At 41.9% G+C, this 17,089-nt stretch carries 18 protein-coding genes; 2 read left to right on the forward strand and 16 right to left on the reverse strand.

Features of this window, described 5'->3' with window-relative positions:
* Position 1 precedes the first annotated feature (1 nt).
* From hisA to AC0VYJ_RS18525, 6 genes are read right to left on the reverse strand one after another with little or no spacing between them, the layout of a single operon-like run.
* Positions 2-721 (reverse strand): 1-(5-phosphoribosyl)-5-[(5-phosphoribosylamino)methylideneamino]imidazole-4-carboxamide isomerase, encoded by a 720-nt coding sequence (gene hisA, locus AC0VYJ_RS18500; protein ID WP_475365846.1) that lies wholly within the window; start codon positions 719-721, stop codon positions 2-4.
* A gap of 1 nt (position 722) precedes the next feature.
* Positions 723-1,358, reverse strand: a complete 636-nt coding sequence (hisH, locus tag AC0VYJ_RS18505) for an imidazole glycerol phosphate synthase subunit HisH (RefSeq protein WP_404683306.1) — start codon at positions 1,356-1,358, stop codon at positions 723-725.
* Complete coding sequence (gene hisB, locus AC0VYJ_RS18510) at positions 1,359-1,952, reverse strand: imidazoleglycerol-phosphate dehydratase HisB (RefSeq protein WP_408962561.1); 594 nt, start codon at positions 1,950-1,952, stop codon at positions 1,359-1,361.
* Positions 1,952-3,223, reverse strand: coding sequence for a histidinol dehydrogenase (gene hisD / locus AC0VYJ_RS18515; protein ID WP_475365847.1), 1,272 nt, complete (start codon positions 3,221-3,223; stop codon positions 1,952-1,954). Before hisD ends, hisB begins: the two co-directional genes overlap by 1 nt.
* Complete coding sequence (hisG, locus tag AC0VYJ_RS18520) at positions 3,210-3,851, reverse strand: ATP phosphoribosyltransferase (protein ID WP_427391271.1); 642 nt, start codon at positions 3,849-3,851, stop codon at positions 3,210-3,212. Before hisG ends, hisD begins: the two co-directional genes overlap by 14 nt.
* On the reverse strand, positions 3,851-5,032 hold the full coding sequence (locus AC0VYJ_RS18525; protein WP_475365848.1) for an ATP phosphoribosyltransferase regulatory subunit: 1,182 nt from the start codon (positions 5,030-5,032) through the stop codon (positions 3,851-3,853). The genes hisG and AC0VYJ_RS18525 overlap by 1 nt, the downstream gene beginning before the upstream one ends.
* A gap of 305 nt (positions 5,033-5,337) precedes the next feature.
* Here AC0VYJ_RS18525 and cax point away from each other — a divergent pair, with 305 nt between their 5' ends.
* Both cax and map read left to right on the forward strand, forming a co-directional pair.
* Positions 5,338-6,411, forward strand: coding sequence for a calcium/proton exchanger (gene cax, locus AC0VYJ_RS18530; RefSeq protein WP_475365849.1), 1,074 nt, complete (start codon positions 5,338-5,340; stop codon positions 6,409-6,411).
* Between the two features lie 212 nt (positions 6,412-6,623).
* Complete coding sequence (gene map / locus AC0VYJ_RS18535; protein ID WP_475365850.1) at positions 6,624-7,379, forward strand: type I methionyl aminopeptidase; 756 nt, start codon at positions 6,624-6,626, stop codon at positions 7,377-7,379.
* Between the two features lie 36 nt (positions 7,380-7,415).
* Here map and AC0VYJ_RS18540 read toward each other — a convergent pair whose 3' ends face one another.
* The 10 genes from AC0VYJ_RS18540 to AC0VYJ_RS18585 all read right to left on the reverse strand — a co-directional run bounded on the left by AC0VYJ_RS18540 (position 7,416) and on the right by AC0VYJ_RS18585 (position 17,039).
* On the reverse strand, positions 7,416-7,922 hold the full coding sequence (locus AC0VYJ_RS18540) for an acyltransferase (protein ID WP_475365851.1): 507 nt from the start codon (positions 7,920-7,922) through the stop codon (positions 7,416-7,418).
* The gene (gene ppaX / locus AC0VYJ_RS18545) at positions 7,919-8,563 is read right to left on the reverse strand and encodes a pyrophosphatase PpaX (RefSeq protein ID WP_475365852.1); all 645 of its coding nucleotides are present in this window, start codon (positions 8,561-8,563) and stop codon (positions 7,919-7,921) included. The genes AC0VYJ_RS18540 and ppaX overlap by 4 nt, the downstream gene beginning before the upstream one ends.
* Positions 8,553-9,503, reverse strand: a complete 951-nt coding sequence (locus AC0VYJ_RS18550; RefSeq protein ID WP_475367519.1) for a nucleoside recognition domain-containing protein — start codon at positions 9,501-9,503, stop codon at positions 8,553-8,555. Before AC0VYJ_RS18550 ends, ppaX begins: the two co-directional genes overlap by 11 nt.
* A 10-nt stretch (positions 9,504-9,513) precedes the next feature.
* On the reverse strand, positions 9,514-10,326 hold the full coding sequence (lgt, locus tag AC0VYJ_RS18555; protein WP_475365853.1) for a prolipoprotein diacylglyceryl transferase: 813 nt from the start codon (positions 10,324-10,326) through the stop codon (positions 9,514-9,516).
* A 36-nt stretch (positions 10,327-10,362) separates the two neighbouring features.
* Positions 10,363-11,301 carry an HPr(Ser) kinase/phosphatase gene (gene hprK / locus AC0VYJ_RS18560; RefSeq protein WP_194218766.1) on the reverse strand — a complete coding sequence of 313 codons (939 nt, stop codon included), beginning with the start codon at positions 11,299-11,301 and terminating at the stop codon, positions 10,363-10,365.
* Positions 11,302-11,522: 221 nt separating this feature from the next.
* On the reverse strand, positions 11,523-13,199 hold the full coding sequence (locus AC0VYJ_RS18565) for a glycerol-3-phosphate dehydrogenase/oxidase (RefSeq protein ID WP_430244960.1): 1,677 nt from the start codon (positions 13,197-13,199) through the stop codon (positions 11,523-11,525).
* A 272-nt stretch (positions 13,200-13,471) separates the two neighbouring features.
* The gene (glpK, locus tag AC0VYJ_RS18570; protein WP_430244932.1) at positions 13,472-14,968 is read right to left on the reverse strand and encodes a glycerol kinase GlpK; all 1,497 of its coding nucleotides are present in this window, start codon (positions 14,966-14,968) and stop codon (positions 13,472-13,474) included.
* 31 nt (positions 14,969-14,999) lie between these two features.
* On the reverse strand, positions 15,000-15,827 hold the full coding sequence (locus AC0VYJ_RS18575; RefSeq protein ID WP_475367520.1) for an MIP/aquaporin family protein: 828 nt from the start codon (positions 15,825-15,827) through the stop codon (positions 15,000-15,002).
* A 203-nt stretch (positions 15,828-16,030) separates the two neighbouring features.
* Complete coding sequence (locus AC0VYJ_RS18580) at positions 16,031-16,591, reverse strand: glycerol-3-phosphate responsive antiterminator (RefSeq protein WP_430244934.1); 561 nt, start codon at positions 16,589-16,591, stop codon at positions 16,031-16,033.
* Positions 16,592-16,676: 85 nt separating this feature from the next.
* Positions 16,677-17,039 (reverse strand): phage holin family protein, encoded by a 363-nt coding sequence (locus AC0VYJ_RS18585; protein WP_430244936.1) that lies wholly within the window; start codon positions 17,037-17,039, stop codon positions 16,677-16,679.
* Between the last annotated feature and the right edge of the window lie 50 nt (positions 17,040-17,089).

The following is a 17,089-nucleotide window of genomic DNA, read 5'->3' on the forward strand; positions in this document are numbered from 1 at the left end:
TCTAGACCTCCAACGCCTGTTTTAATGTAAATTGATTTGTATAAAGAGCTTTCCCGATGATCGCACCGCTAATCGAATCACTTCTTTGCTGAAGACTAATTACATCGTCAAGATTACTTATCCCACCTGAAGCGATCACTTCTTTCCCTGTAGCCTCACCAAGTTTAGCAATTGCCTCAACGTTTGGCCCAGACAGCGTGCCGTCCTTTGAAATATCAGTGAAAATGAAAACTTCCGCTCCGTGTTCAGCGAGTTCTTTGCCAAGATCCACCGCTTTGACTTCAGAGGTTTTCAACCATCCTTCGACAGCGACATACCCATCTCTTGCATCGATACCAATCGCGATTTTTTCTTTATAACGCTCAAGCATTCTTTTCACGAAGTCAGGATCTGAAATGGCGCTACTACCGAGAATAATACGATCAACACCGTTCTCAAGATAATAAGCGACATCTTCTTCAGTTCGAATCCCGCCGCCAACCTGGACTCGCGCCGATAACCCATTTGCGACTTCAAGAACGTGACGATCATTCACGCGCTTTCCTTCTCTCGCACCGTCAAGATCAACCATGTGAATCCACTCGGCCCCATCATCTGCAAATTGCTTTGCCATATCAAATGGTGAATCGCCGTAAACCGTTTCTTTGTTATAGTCACCTTGCAAAAGGCGTACACATTTGCCGCCTCTCATATCAATAGCAGGATAGATCGTAATTGGCATCTTATGCGTCATTCCCTTCTATGTATTGAGCATAATTCTTTAAGATCTCAAGGCCAGCATGGCTACTTTTCTCCGGGTGAAACTGGGTGCCAAACACCTTCCCCTTACCAACAACTGCTGGAACTTCCTCAGCGTAATCTGCCGTGGCAATAAGAACATCCCGATCGTTCGTATCAACATAATAGGAGTGAACAAAATACACGTGTTCCTCACCGACATCATTCATTAAAAACGATTCTGGCTGCTCGATCACTAGCTTGTTCCACCCCATATGTGGAACTTTATAAGCGTTACCTAAAGAATCTTGTCCGGGGAACTTCTTTACTTTTCCTGGCAAAAAAGAAAAGCCTTCCGCATACCCATTCTCATCGCTTTCTTCAAATAGAAGCTGCATGCCAAGACAAATCCCAAGAAGTGGCTTTCCTGCCTCCACTTCTTTTTCAATAAAAGCCTTTAATCCTGTTTCAGTCAAAATCGCCATTGCGTCTCGAAAGGAGCCGACTCCAGGAAGAAGGAGCCCCGTTGCTTTTGAAAGCTCCTGTTCATCTTCGGAAACGAAATAATCATAACCGAGACGTTCTAGTGCCTTACTAACGCTGTATAAATTCCCCATTCCATAATCAATAATTCCGATCATTTACAGCATTCCTTTCGTTGATGGCACGCCTTTTACACGAGGATCAATAAGTGTTGCTTCGTCTAACGCACGTCCTAGCGCTTTAAAAATGGCTTCAATGATGTGGTGCGTATTGTGGCCATAGTGAACAATTACGTGTAAGTTCATTCTTGCTTCAATAGCAAGCTTCCATAAAAACTCATGAACCAATTCGGTATCAAATGTCCCTACGCGATTCGATGGCAATTCAACACGGTATTCAAGATGAGGACGGTTGCTTAGATCAACTACTACCTGCGCAAGCGCGTCATCCATCGGCACAAACGCATTTCCATACCGCTTAATGCCTTCTTTCGTACCAAGTGCTTGTTTCAACGCTTCCCCTAGACAAATACCAATGTCTTCCGTTGTGTGGTGATCATCTACTTCGGTATCTCCGTTCGCAGCAATGGCTAAATCAAACTTTCCGTGCTTCGTGAACAGATCCAGCATATGAGTAAGAAAAGGAACGCCGGTTTGTAAATCTGTTTTCCCGCTTCCATCTACCCCAAACGAAAGGTTAATCGATGTTTCAGATGTTTCTCTTGAAATCGAACTTTTTCTCTCTTCACCCATTATAAATCCTCCAATCGAAGTTCAACGGCTCTTGCGTGTGCATCCAGACCTTCAAGCTTTGCGAGCGCTGCGATGCTGCTACCGTTTGTTCTCATTGCTTCTTTACTATAAGAAATAACGCTTGATTTTTTAATGAAATCGTCTACTGATAGCGGACTTGAAAAACGAGCTGTTCCGTTCGTAGGTAGTACGTGGTTCGGGCCGGCAAAATAATCACCAACAGGCTCTGAGCTATATGGACCAAGGAAAATAGCTCCTGCGTGACGAATTTTCCCAAGAAGCGTCATTGGTTCCTCTACCATAATTTCAAGGTGCTCAGGAGCGAGTTCATTGACGGCATCGACCGCTTCGGCAAGAAGATTCACGACATAAATCATTCCGTAATCATCAATTGACTTAGATGCAATTTCAGCTCGTGGAAGCTCGACAAGCTGTTGCTTCACCTCTTCTTGAACACGTTCAGCTAGTGTCTCTGAAGTTGTCACTAGAACAGCGCTAGCTCGCTCATCGTGTTCGGCCTGCGATAATAAGTCTGCTGCCACATAAGCTGGATTAGCCTTTTCATCGGCTAGAACAACGATTTCACTTGGACCAGCGATCATATCAATATCAACAATCCCAAATACTTCTCGTTTCGCAAGGGCCACAAAAATATTTCCTGGACCGACGATTTTATCTACGGGTGCGATCGATTCCGTCCCGTAAGCAAGCGCGCCAACAGCCTGCGCTCCACCTACTTTAAAGATTTCCGATACACCCACTTCATTCGCTGCAACAAGTACACCTGAAGGAACATTTCCGTCTGAGTCAGGTGGCGTTACCATCGCAATTCGCTTCACACCTGCAGCGACAGCAGGAATAACATTCATTAATACGGAAGAAGGATATGCAGCTTTGCCACCCGGAACATAAACACCGACAGAATCAAGCGGTGTTACTTTTTGTCCAAGCATTGTACCGTCTTCAGAAGTTGTAAACCATGATTGACGACGCTGGCGTTCGTGAAATGATTGAATATTGCCAGCCGCCTTTCTAATCGTCGTAATGAGTTCATCAGATAAATCGAGATATGCCCGTTCGATTTCTTCATTTGACACGCGAAGTTCTTTCAAATCTGCTCCATCAAACTTCTTTGTATTTTCCTTAACGGCTTCATCGCCAGTTGCTTTAACTTGCGAAAGAATAGAAAGAACAGCCTGACGCTGCTCTTCTGTTCCCTGCTCAATCGATCGTTTGATAGATACCCCTTCGCTCCTATTAACGATTTTCATCTGCGCTCTCTCCTTCCACAACCGCTGAAAGACGCTCGACCATATCGTCAATGATTGCATCCTTCGTTCGATAGCTAACTGGATTCACAATAAAGCGAGATGTGATTGGCTCAATAAACGCCGTTTCCATTAAACCGTTTTCCGTTAACGTTCTTCCTGTTGAAACAATATCGACGATACGATCAGCAAGGCCGATTAGCGGAGCAAGCTCAATCGATCCGTTTAACTTAATAATCTCAACCTGTTCACCCTGCTGACGAAAATAGTTAGAAGCTACGTTCGGATACTTTGTAGCAATCTTTGGTGCAACGCCTTTAATTGGTCCATCAGAAAGACCTGCAACAGCTAAATAGCAGCCACTAATTTTTAAATCTAGTACTTCGTATACATTGCGCTCTTCTTCTAGCATGACATCTTTCCCAGCAATTCCAACATCCGCTACACCGTGCTCCACGTATGTCGGAACATCCATTGGTTTTGCTAGAATGAAACGAAGATTTTCTTCTTCTATATCGAGAATTAATTTTCTTGAATCATCAAACTCAGGGGGAAGTTGATAACCCGCGTTTCGAAGCAATTCTACCGCCTCTTCAAAAATACGCCCTTTTGGCATTGCCATCGTCAGCATTACAACATCCCCTTTCCGTTCTTACCGATTAAATACGTGACGTCATCAAAACGTTCCGAGTAAGCATCAAGGTTTGTGACACCACTTAACTCCTGCACCACAACTTTTTCACCAGTAGCCCTTCGTTCTGACGCCTGTTGAATCGCTTCTTCTCTTCGTTCAGGACTAAAAATAATCGCATATGGGAGCTTTTCCTCACTCGTTACACCAAGTGCTTCAGCAAGATGATCTAAACGAATACCGAACCCTGTTGCCTGTGCCGGACGATCAAAACGCGACAGCAGTTCATCGTAGCGTCCTCCATTGCTTAACGGTACACCAAGGTTATTGGCATATCCCTCAAACACCACTCCCGTGTAATAACTCATATGACTTACAAGAGTGAAATCAAATTTCACCTGCTTAGCTACCCCATATGCTTCAAGCGTATGTAGAAGTGTACGAAGCTCATCAAGAACTCTTTCACCAGCGTCAGTCGGTAGCAAGTCAATGGCTTCTTCTAGTTTTGAACCATCTCCTCTGAGCGTTAAAAGAGCCATAAGTCTTTTTTGATCAATTGTAGAGAGCGGCATTTCTCTTACATGCTGGCGATACCCTACATAGTTTTTTTCATATAAATAGCGGCGTAGAACGGCAGCTCTGTCTTCGTTACCAACGATCGAAAGAAACAGCTCCTGAATAAATCCAACATGGCCAATCGCGATTTGGAAATCTTCAAGACCGGCTTCTTTTAAAACGGCTGCCATTAATGCGATCACTTCTGCATCGGCGCTCGTCGTGCGATCACCGATTAACTCAACACCTATTTGTTCAAATTCTGCCGGTTTTCCACCTTCGTCTTCCTGCGCTCGAAACACATTAGAATCATAAGCAAGGCGCAGTGGAAAAGGCTCATTCTTTAGACTAGACGCAGCGACACGAGCAATTGGGGCGGTCATATCAGGTCTTAAGACAAGCGTATTGCCACGCTGGTCAAGTAGTTTGAAAAGCTGCTGATCAAGGATAGCAGAAGCTTCTCCGACCGTTTCATAGTACTCTAGCGTAGGGGTGTTCATAAAACGATAGCCCCATCCCTCTGTTACACGCTGAATTTTTTCACGAATACTTGTTTTCAAGTCATATAGTACCGGTAGCGTATCGCGCATACCGAGCGGCTTCTCAAATACGAATGGTCTTGTCATTTTGTGCACCTCACATTTCCTTTAGTTCGCTAACATACTAACAAGATGAAGTTATTTGTAGTTTACACGCCTTTATTTTTTTCGTCAACCGATAAGGGGCATTATTCCCTTTACTTCTTTTCTGTACTTCAATATGAATCCCCTTTATTTTTTAGGTAATCTTAAGGAATGATGTCGATTTATGACTCATCCCGTCTTCATCAGGATCACTTATTGATAAATTAGGGTAATAGCTTTGAAAGAAACTTTCTTTTCCAATTAAGGAAATCTATAATGAGGAAAAGAGTAGATGATGAAAAGAGAGGATGTGTCATGTGGTCAATAAAATCTTCTTCTTCCTAGTTATTATTGGAGTACCATTGTCCGTTGCCGGAAGTCTTCTTCACTGGTCGCAAACACTAATGTTTATTGTCTATTGCTTAACAATCATTTCTCTTGCTGCTTTTATGGGAAGAGCGACGGAAAGCCTTGCTGTTATCTCTGGCCCTAGAATTGGCGGATTGTTAAACGCCACATTTGGCAATGCTGTTGAACTGATCATTTCTATCTTTGCATTAAGAGAAGGTTTAATTGAAATTGTGCTCGCTTCGCTAACAGGATCAGTACTGGGGAATCTACTCCTTGTTGCTGGATTATCCTTTTTCGTTGGGGGCTTAAAATTCAAAAGGCAAAAATTCAATGTATATGATGCAAGGCACAACTCAGGATTACTTATGTTTGGTGTCATCGTAGCGTTTGTTATTCCTGAAGTTTTTTCAATGGGCATGAGTGACGCTGAAGCCATTTCATTGAGTACAGGCATTTCCATTATCCTCATCATTCTTTACCTTGCCGCTCTCTTCTTCAAGCTCGTCACTCACCGCGGCGTATATCAGCACGTCTCAGACCAAGAAGGTGGCGATCATGCACATGAAGAGCCTGAATGGAGCAGAAAAAAAGCAATGCTCGTTCTAGCACTCTCCACAGCCGCCGTTGCATACGTGTCAGAAAGCCTTGTTCATACGTTTGAAACAGTTGGAGAAACGTTTGGATGGAGCGAGTTATTCATCGGGGTGATTATTGTAGCGATTGTAGGAAATGCCGCTGAACATGCTTCAGCTATTATTATGGCCTACAAAAACAAAATGGATGTTGCTGTGGAAATTGCAGTAGGATCAACGCTTCAAGTTGCGATGTTTGTTGCACCGCTACTCGTCCTAATCTCTCTTTTCTTCCCAGTACAAATGCCACTCGTCTTTACATTACCAGAGCTTGTCACTATGGTAACAGCTGTCTTACTTATGATTGTGATTAGTAATGATGGAGAAACAAATTGGTTTGAAGGAGCAACATTACTTGCTGCTTACTTAATCATGGGGATAGGATTTTATTTACTTTAATCAATAGCTATGTTGGCTTATATTGTTAATATCTTTATTTTTGGTTCATTAATATAAGCTAAACAATAAACCTGCAATTTGCGGGTTTTTTTGTTACAGTAACTGAGGGAAGTTCTTCCGCATAACGTGTTAGAAAATAAACGATAATAGCCAATAACAGGTGGAAGAAACACCTAATAGAACAAATGAATACGCAGAAAGTAGGCGAAAATATGATTCACCGTAAAACAAATCGAGAGATTCAATTAATGAAAGAAGCAGGCGAAGTACTTGCCGATTGTCACAAAGAATTACGAAGCATTATCAAGCCTGGTGTAACAACTAAACAAATCGATGACTTCGTTGAACTCTTTCTAGAAGAACGCGGCGCGACACCTGAGCAAAAGGGATACCAGGACTATCCTTACGCAACGTGTGCTTCAGTTAATGATGTCATTTGCCACGGATTCCCAGGTTCAAAAAAATTAAAAGAAGGCGACATCGTTACAATTGATATGGTTGTCAATTTGAATGGCGCACTCGCTGATTCTGCATGGACGTATGCAGTTGGAGAAATTGCAGAGGAAAAACAGCATTTGCTTGAAGCTACGAAAAAGTCCCTCTACCTTGGCATCGAGCAGGCAGTCATTGGCAATCGTATTGGCGATATTGGCCATGCAATTCAAAAATACGCAGAAGCAGAAGGCTTTGGCGTTGTCCGTGACTTCACAGGACACGGCATTGGACCAACGCTTCACGAAGAACCAATGATTCCACACTTTGGTCAACCTGGTACAGGAGCACGATTGAAAGAAGGTATGGTAATTACAATTGAACCGATGCTCAACATCGGTAAACCATATAGCACAATTGACGAAGACGGCTGGACAGCTCGCACAGTAGATGGTTCTACATCAGCTCAGTATGAGCATACGCTTGCGATTACAAAAGACGGTCCAGTAATTTTAACTGATCAAGGTGACGAATAACTAATAAAAATCCCGTAGCATATTGCTACGGGATTTTTATATATCATGCTTTGCTCGTTCTTCTTTCGTATAAATCACCTGCATCGGATTCCCACCAACAAAAGCCCCTGCTGGCACACTTTTATGAACAAGCGTTCCAGCTGAAACAATCGCTCCGTCACCAATCGTAATGCCAGGAAGCAAAGTACTATTCGCTCCGATCATTACGCGATCGCCAATCACAACATCTCCAAGTCGATACTCATCAATTAAATATTCATGAGCAAGAATGGTCGTATTGTAACCAACAATCGAATTCTTACCGACTGAAATTTTCTCCGGAAACATTATGTCGAGCATCACCATTAGGGCAAATGCGGTTTGGTCGCCGATTTTCACTCCAAGAAATGTCTTATATAACCAATTTTTAATCGGAATAAAAGGGGTGTACCGAGCAAGCTGAATAATAATAAAATTCTTAACTACCTTCCAAAAGGGAACTGTTTTATAAATTTGCCAGAGAGCGTTGCTACCAGTAACGGGGTACCGCTCCGTGTTTCTCACTTTTCGACTCCAGCAATCGCAAGAAGTTCTTCCATATGGTCAACAAGGTAATCTGGCTTAAACGACGCCAGGAAGTCGCTCCCTTTAATCGTCCACGAAACACCTACAGTCGTAACACCTGCATTTTGTCCAGCAAGAATATCGTATTGGCTATCTCCAACCATAATCGTTTCTTCTCGAACTGAACGAAGCTTCTTCATTGCTGTTTCAAGCTGTTCTGGATGCGGTTTAGGATTCTCAACTTCATCAACTGTGATGACAACTGGGAAGAACTGATCAAGCTCAGTTAGCTTTAACCCCATTTCAACTGTGTTTCTCATTTTCGACGTCACAATCGCAAGCTTATATCCGTTTTCAGATAGCGTCTTAACCGTTTCAAAAACACCATCGAATTCCGTTACAAGCTTATCGTGATTTGCGATATTATGTTCACGATAAAAAGCGACCATTTCTTCCGCTCGACTTTCATAATGCTTAGCAAATGTCAGATAAAGTGGCTCTCCAATAAACTGCTTCAAATCTTCATCCTCATAACGACCTGGATAAAAGTGTTCAAACGTATGTCTAAATGAAGCCATAATTAAATCATTCGTATTAATTAGTGTTCCGTCTAAATCAAATAAAATTGTGTTAATGCTCATACGATGGTTCCTTTCTTTCTGAAGCGTTCAATTCACGTCGCTTCCATATTACTGAGACGATAATCGTTAAAAGAATGGCTGTTACAAGTCTTACGAGAAGAAGCCAGATAACAGGAATTCCAAGAGGAATGAAAATAAGGGTATCCTCAATGACAGCATGACACGCCACAAGAAAAATAAACGCTAAGTAAAGGTCTTTCTTCTCCACGCCATCTTCTTTTACAGCTTGAATCATTACTCCTGCTCCATAAGCCAGCCCAAAAACAAGACCTGCAGCAAGCGTTGTCGATGTATTTTCTTTCATACCTAACCCCTTCGTCACTGGAGCCATCCAGCGTGAAAACGTCGAAAGCCAGGATAAATCTTTCATAACCTGTATGAAAATCATAAGTGGAATCACGATCAGAGCGAGCTGAAGAACACCTAACGATGCTTTTTCTAATCCTTGAAGAATAATAGAGCCCCAACCGGTAACCATTTCATTCGTTTGAGAAACAAAACCATACGCTGCCTCTTCGCTTCCTCCTTGCCAGACAATATTGATTATAAAAGCAGAGAGGACAGCAAGCCCCAGTCTAACGGCAAGAATAACCCATAACTTTACACCTACTCTTGCAGCTACGCCTGACTCAATTAGCAAATTGTGTGAGAAGGAAAGCATAACAGCCAAAATAAACACCTCTTTGACCGTTAAATCGAGTGTAAGAATGGCTCCGATCCCCGCATAAAGATTCAAGAAATTCCCTATCACAAGAGGAATAGCTGCGTCTCCAGACAAGCCAATCCATTTCATGACAGGAGCGATTAACGTAACGATCCATTCGAGAACAGGTGTATAACGAAGGAGGGTCATTACTAAGGTGATTGGAAAAATAATTTTCCCAAGGTCCCACGTTGTCATGAGCCCTGCTTTTAAGCCCCGTCGCAAAATGCCCACAATGACACTCCTCCTATCCTTTTTCGTTATAAGGCTTTACTTTCATTACTTTGCGTCGATAAATGATTAAGGCAATCGACACAATAATTAATACGACTGAAATCACCTGTGCTACCCTTAAAGATTCCGTTAACATTAGACTATCTGTACGGAGTCCCTCAATATAAAGGCGACCAATAGAATACCATGTTACATAAGCAAGGAAAACTTCTCCTCGCTTAACGGCCGTTCTTTGAAGAATTACAAGCAGCACGACTCCAGCTATGTTCCAAAGTGATTCGTAAAGAAATGTCGGGTGATAATAAGTCCCGTCAATATACATTTGATTAATAATAAAATCCGGAAGCATCAGATTCTCGAGAAATGCTCTTGTGACAGGTCCCCCATGCGCTTCCTGGTTCATAAAGTTACCCCAACGTCCGATCGCTTGCCCTAGTACAATACTCGGAGCAGCGATGTCAGCAATTTTCCAGAAAGATAGTCCACGCTTTCTAGTGAAAATAATAGCTGTAATAACAGAACCAATTAATGCACCGTGAATGGCGATACCACCTTCCCAAATGGCAAAGATGTCACCAGGATTATCCTTGTAGTAGCTCCACTGGAAAATAACATAGTAAATACGCGCTGAAATAATGGCTATGGGGACAGCCCATAAAATTAGATCAACAAAGGTTTCTTTTGGCAGGCCCTGGCGCTTTGTTTCTCTCATAGCTAGAAGCAAGCCAAGGTAAGCTCCAAAAGCAATGATAATGCCGTACCAGTAAATCGAGATCGGTCCCAGCTCTAGCGCGACGCGATCAAGAGGCTGTATTGAGGCTAGCATGTCGTTGTCTCTCCTTTATCCATATCTTGATTAAGATTAGATGCTGTCGTGCTCGTCTCCATCTTCAATCTCTCTTGTCAGTCTTTCTGAAAATTGCTTTGCTGCATTCATCCCCATATTTTTCAGACGGAAATTCATCGCTGCTACTTCTATAATGATCGCAAGGTTTCGTCCTGGACGAACAGGCACAACAAGTCTTGGCACATTCGAATCAATGATTTTCATATACTCCTCTTCAAGACCAAGACGATCATAAACCTTTTTCGAATCCCAAAGTTCTAGATTCATCACTAGGGAGATCTTTTTGTAGTTTCGAATCGCACCTGCACCAAACAATGTCATGACGTTAATGATGCCGAGGCCTCTTATTTCAAGTAAATGTTGAATTAATTCAGGAGCGCTACCGACTAGCGTATTTTCCGCTTCCTGACGGATTTCCACGGAATCATCTGCTACAAGACGATGACCACGCTTCACAAGCTCAAGAGCTGTTTCACTTTTCCCTACGCCACTCGAGCCTGTAATGAGTACACCTACGCCATAAATATCCACAAGAACACCGTGAATTGCAGTGTTCGGCGCAAGCTGACTCTCAAGATAATTCGTTAAGCGGCTGCTTAAGCGAGTCGTTGTCATATTCGATCGTAAAATAGGAACATCTTTTTCTTTAGATGACGCGATCAATTCCTCAGGAACTTCCATATCTCTAGAAAGAACTATCCCAGGTGTTTCGTCTGTACAGAGCTTCTGCATCCGCTCTACTTTCTGCTCATCTGTTAAACCATGAAAGAAGGACATCTCTGTCTTTCCGAGTAGCTGCAAACGTTCTGCTGGATAATATGTGAAAAAACCAGCCATTTCTAGTCCCGGTCGTGAAATATCACTCGTTGTGATCGGACGATGAATCCCTTCCTCCCCACTCACAAGCTCAAGACTGAACTTCTCAATGACATCTTTCATACGAACTTTAACCATTCGTAAACCTCCTATGTAAGAACCAAAAAGACGGTTCCATTTCAACTTCCCCTATTGTACCATTTCCTATTTCAAAGCACATACAGATTTAAAGCCCTTTTTGTGAGTGGGGTCAGGTACGTACCTGACCCCACTCTCACTTGACCCCACTCTCACTCTCCAAAAGATTAACACTCCTTAAAATACAAAAAAACCGAAGCGAATGCTTCGGTTTGAAAAGCTTATTTTACTTTTAATGGCACAACAGCATCATGCATTTGCTTATCTAGCTCTTGAATGTGTGCTTGTTTCATGTCATTTGACCAGTTAAGTCGCTTAGCCATATACTCGATAACTGGCTCTTTCCAGCGACGAACCCAATCAATGTCAAAGTAAAGGGCACTTGTTCTACGATTGAAGTAATCAAGTGGAGTTGCCACCATTTCTTCTTCAATACCATAGATAAGGGTAGCGAATACTTCAAGACTTAAGTTATGGAAATTCGCTTCCGTTCCGACCGTTTCAATGATTTGATAAATTCGTTCAATGTTAGAACCATATCGCTGCACGAGGGTTTCTGCTTCATTAACACTAAGACCAAGTGTTGTACCTCTACGAACTTGTTCTGTTGCATATTCTTTAAAGCCTTTGCTTCCTCCTACATAGCCACCAGAGAGAACCATATTCTTTGTAGTAGAAGCAGGGAATTTCTTATATTTTTCTTCTTTAAATTGATCCGCAATCAGACTAACGACTTTTTCAGCCATTTTGCGATAGCCCGTTAATTTACCACCAGCAATGGTAATCAAACCGGAATCTGATAGAAAGATCTCATCTTTACGAGAAATTTCAGATGGGTCTTTTCCTTCTTCGTGAATCAACGGACGTACACCTGACCAGCTTGATTCCACATCTTCTTTTGTTACATTAATGCTTGGGAACATATAGTTCGCTGCATCAACAATATAATCTCTGTCTTCTACTGTCATCTGAGGATGTACAGGATTTTTCGTATAATGCGTATCCGTTGTACCGATATACGTTTTGCCGGCGCGTGGGATTGCAAACATCATTCGCCCGTCATTAAAAGGCGTGTCGAAATAAACGGCTTGTTGAAGTGGGAATTTAGATTGATCAAATACTAAGTGAACCCCTTTAGTCAGGAACATGTGCTTACCTTTTTTCGATTGATCAAGATCACGAATTTCATCGACCCATGGGCCAGCTGCATTCACAACTTTTTTCGCTCTAATTTCACGTGTTTCACCTGTTACTACGTCTTTAGCTCGTACACCAACAATCTTACCATCTTCATATAAAAGCTGTTCTGCTTTCACATAGTTTACAGCTTTTCCACCGCGATGAACGGCTTCTTTCATAATTTCAAGCGTGAGACGAGCGTCATCTGTGCGATATTCAACATAATATCCGCCGCCCTTTACATCACTTTTACGAAGAAGTGGCTCTTTGTCTAGCGCTTCCTTCTTAGAAAGCATGCTTCTTCTTTCTTTCCGTTTAACACCAGCCAGTCTGTCATAAAGTGCAAGACCAGCTCCAGTAGAAAATTTGCCGAATGTACCGCCTTTAATAATTGGTAGTAGCATCCATTCAGGTGTTGTAACGTGAGGAGCATTTTCATAAACGATCGCTCGCTCTTTCCCAACTTCAGCGACTAATCCAATTTCGAGATTTTTCAAATAACGCAATCCACCGTGAACAAGTTTCGTTGAACGACTTGACGTACCAGCAGCAAAATCCTGCATTTCGATAACAGCCGAGTTCATTCCACGAGATGCAGAATCAAGCAAGATACCTGCCCCTGTAATTCCGCCTCCAACAACGAGTACATCTAACTCCTCTGATACAATTTGATCAAGCACAACGCTTCTTTGTAATCCTGAAAATGGTTTAACCAAGATGAACACACTCCCTTTTGTTATATAAACACTTACATTTTTAAAATGATTAATTAATACCTCTTCAGTACTTTACCCCTAATGTAGGGCTTCTTAAGCATAAGATTGAACATTCCTACTAAGAAAACTGGTTTAAAGGACAAAAAAAGACCACAACACACCAGAGCATAACAAACTATGCTTGGGCGCTGTGGTCTTCTCCTATTCTCCGACCAGAACTATATTAACTTGTCTCCATTGTAGCACAGTTAGAAGACTGTGCCTACAAAAAAGGATTATTTAAAAGCCATTGTAGCATTTACAGCTTTCTTCCATCCTCCATAAAGCTCTTCTCTCTGATCTTCTTTCATTTCAGGATCAAATGTATGGTCAATCATCCACTGCTTTTTGATCTCTTCTTTATTCTTCCAATATCCTGTCGCAAGTCCTGCAAGATAAGCTGCACCAAGTGCAGTCGTCTCACTAACAGTCGGGCGCTCAACAGGTACACCAATGATATCGCTTTGGAATTGCATCAAGAAGCTATTGTTTACTACGCCTCCATCGACGCGAAGTGTTTTCAAGTCGATGCCAGAATCAGCTGTCATCGCATCAAGAACATCTCTTGTTTGATAAGCAAGTGATTCAAGAGTTGCACGAACAAAGTGCTCCTTACTCGTTCCTCTTGTTAATCCAAATACAGCACCTTTTACATCGCTATCCCAATAAGGTGTACCAAGACCAACGAAGGCAGGTACCATATACACACCGTCTGTCGACTCAACGCGTTCTGCATAACGCTCACTTTCTGGCGCTTCGTTAAACATGCGTAATCCGTCTCTTAACCATTGAATCGCTGATCCCGCGACGAAAATACTACCTTCAAGAGCATATTCCACTTTTCCATCAACGCCCCATGCGATTGTCGTGAGAAGTCCATTATCTGACTTAACCGCTTTTTCACCTGTATTCATAAGCATGAAACAACCTGTACCATATGTGTTCTTAGCCATTCCTTTTTCATAACATGCCTGGCCAAATAATGCTGCTTGCTGGTCTCCGGCCACCCCAGCAATTGGGACATTCTGACCGAAGAAGTGGTAATCAACTGTATTAGCATATACTTCAGAAGATGGGCGAACTTCAGGAAGCATTGACTTAGGAACATTCAGCATTTCAAGCAACTCATCGTCCCATTTCAAGTCATATATGTTATACATCATCGTACGAGAAGCATTTGTATAATCCGTCACGTGTGCTTTTCCGCCTGATAGTTTCCAGATCAACCAGGAATCGATTGTACCAAAGAGAAGATCCCCATTCTCAGCCTTCTCGCGTGCACCATCAACATTATCCAGAATCCATTTAACTTTCGTTCCAGAAAAGTAAGCATCGATTAGAAGACCAGTTTTATCTCGAACCATCTCTCCATAACCCTGTTCTTTTAATTCATTGACGATTCCGGCTGTTTGGCGAGACTGCCATACAACTGCATGATAAATTGGCTTACCAGTATTCTTATCCCAAACTACTGTTGTTTCACGTTGATTTGTAATCCCGATGGCTTCAATATCTTTCGCAGACAACTCAGAAGTGGACGAAAGTACTTGAGCCATTACCGAAAGAATTGAGCTCCAGATTTCTTGAGCATCGTGCTCAACCCAACCAGCCTTAGGAAAATACTGCTTAAATTCTTTTTGAGCAACGTTTACAATTTCACCTTTCTTATTAAACAAAATGGCACGTGAACTCGTAGTTCCTTGGTCTAATGATAGAATGAACTTCTCTGACATAATAATTCCTCCCTAAATATAGTTATGAAGATTAATTTTTAGCCTCTGAAGAAGAGTGAACAGAATCTTGAAGTTTATCACTAAGCTGATACAGCACAATAAATAAAATGGCTGTAATCACTGTAGCTATCCAGAAAATCATACCATAACTTGCTTCTGTTACCGCTTTAAAAAGAATGGCTCCATACATTCCCCCACACACTGGCCCTATAACTGGAATCCATGCATATTGCCAATTCGAATCACCTTTACCTGGAATAGGTAAGAAAAAGTGTGCGATTCTTGGACCAAGATCACGAGCAGGGTTAATGGCGTAACCAGTCGTACCGCCTAGTGATAGACCAATCGCTACAATGAGAAAACCAACGATGAATGGATTCAGTCCATCTGTAAATTCATTAGAACCAATCGCTAGTAACCCAATTAACAGCATAGCCGTCCCAATAAACTCACTTAAAAAGTTGCTGAACGTATGCGGTATAGCAGGGTCAGTAGAAAATACAGCTAATTTAAGCGCTTTATCATCTTCTCTACGAAAATGAGGTAGAAAATGAAAATACACAATACATCCACCGAGAAATGCACCAATCATTTGCGCCGCTATGTAGCTCGGTACATCGCTCCATGGAAAATCGCCAACGGAAGCTAGTCCTAATGTTACAGCTGGATTGAGGTGAGCCCCACTAACTTGTCCAACAGCATAAACACCCATCGCAACACCAAGTCCCCAACCGAGGGCTACAACGATCCATCCACCTCCCTGAGCTTTAGAATCTTTTAAGTTAACGTTTGCAACAACGCCACCACCAAAAATAATTAAAATCATAGTTCCTAATATTTCACCAATAAATGGGGTCAATTTAATCACCTTCCTTTGATTTTAGCTAAAACTCTTCTTTGAGTCTATTCCCTCTTTCTGTCGTTCTAAAAGGGAAATTAAAAAAAACCACAACAATCGATCTTATCAATTGATAAGATATGCGTGTGGTTCTCCTCATCTCAGGCACGAGCTATTAACTTATCTACTATTAAACCAAAACAATGTAAGCGATGTCAAGTTGTTTAATCAGGTTGAAAATGTTTCCATAAGTCTTTCTTCGAGGTCGTTACAGCAGCAGCACCACCACTTAACGCCGCTTCCACATCCTCTACTGAACGAATAAATCCTCCTGCGAAAATGGGTACTTTAATTTGTTCATGTAGCTCTTCAAAAACCTGTGGAATGATACCAGGCAATACCTCGACACAGTCTGGCTTCGTATTCCTAACCATACTGTAACTAGTATCAAGAGCCATTGAATCAAGCATAAATAAACGCTGTACAGAAAGAATACCTCTACGTTTAGCTACGGAAAGAACGCTCGATCTTGTAGAAATTAATCCAGCAGGCTTTACTTCCTGACAGAGAAATTCTGCACCGTGTTCATCATTCCTTAACCCTTGAACTAAATCAGCATGAAGAAGAATCTTTTTCCCTGCTCGATTCCCTTCCTTTATCACCGATTTCAACTGACCAATGTGCGTATCTAAAAGCACGATATATGTATACTTACTGTTCAATAATGTTTCAAAATCACGCATCTTCCTAACAGCAGGCAAAATGCTCTGGTTATGAAATGACATGCACACCCCTCCTTTTCTTATTATCTTACCAGAAAAAGCACTTCCGAATGCGACGAAAAACACGCCCTCACAAGAGGGCGTGCTTTTAGGCTTTATTACGAATAGGTTCGATAATCACTTTATCAATTAACAAGTTCAACAAACCTATAATAAGCGCAGCAAGAATGGCCATCATAAAACCATTAATTACGAAAGCTTCTCCCATTAAAAAGGCCGTTATCATAAGCGTAATAGCATTAATGACAATGAGAAACAGACCCAGAGTGACAATCGTAACGGGAAGCGTAAGTAAAATTAATATTGGCTTCACAAAAACATTCACAATTGCAAGGAGCACGCTTGCCAGTATAGCCGACCCGATTCCTTGAAGGTAAAAACCTTCAAAATATCCTGCTACGACCATTAATACTATACTGTTGACGAGTAAGCTTACAATCCAGTGGCGCATCACGATTCCTCCTTACAATTGACCTTAATAGTATAAACTGTTAATTACAC

The organism is Anaerobacillus sp. 63XJN7_5_ISO-PGPR-S23-430 (genome assembly GCF_056173695.1).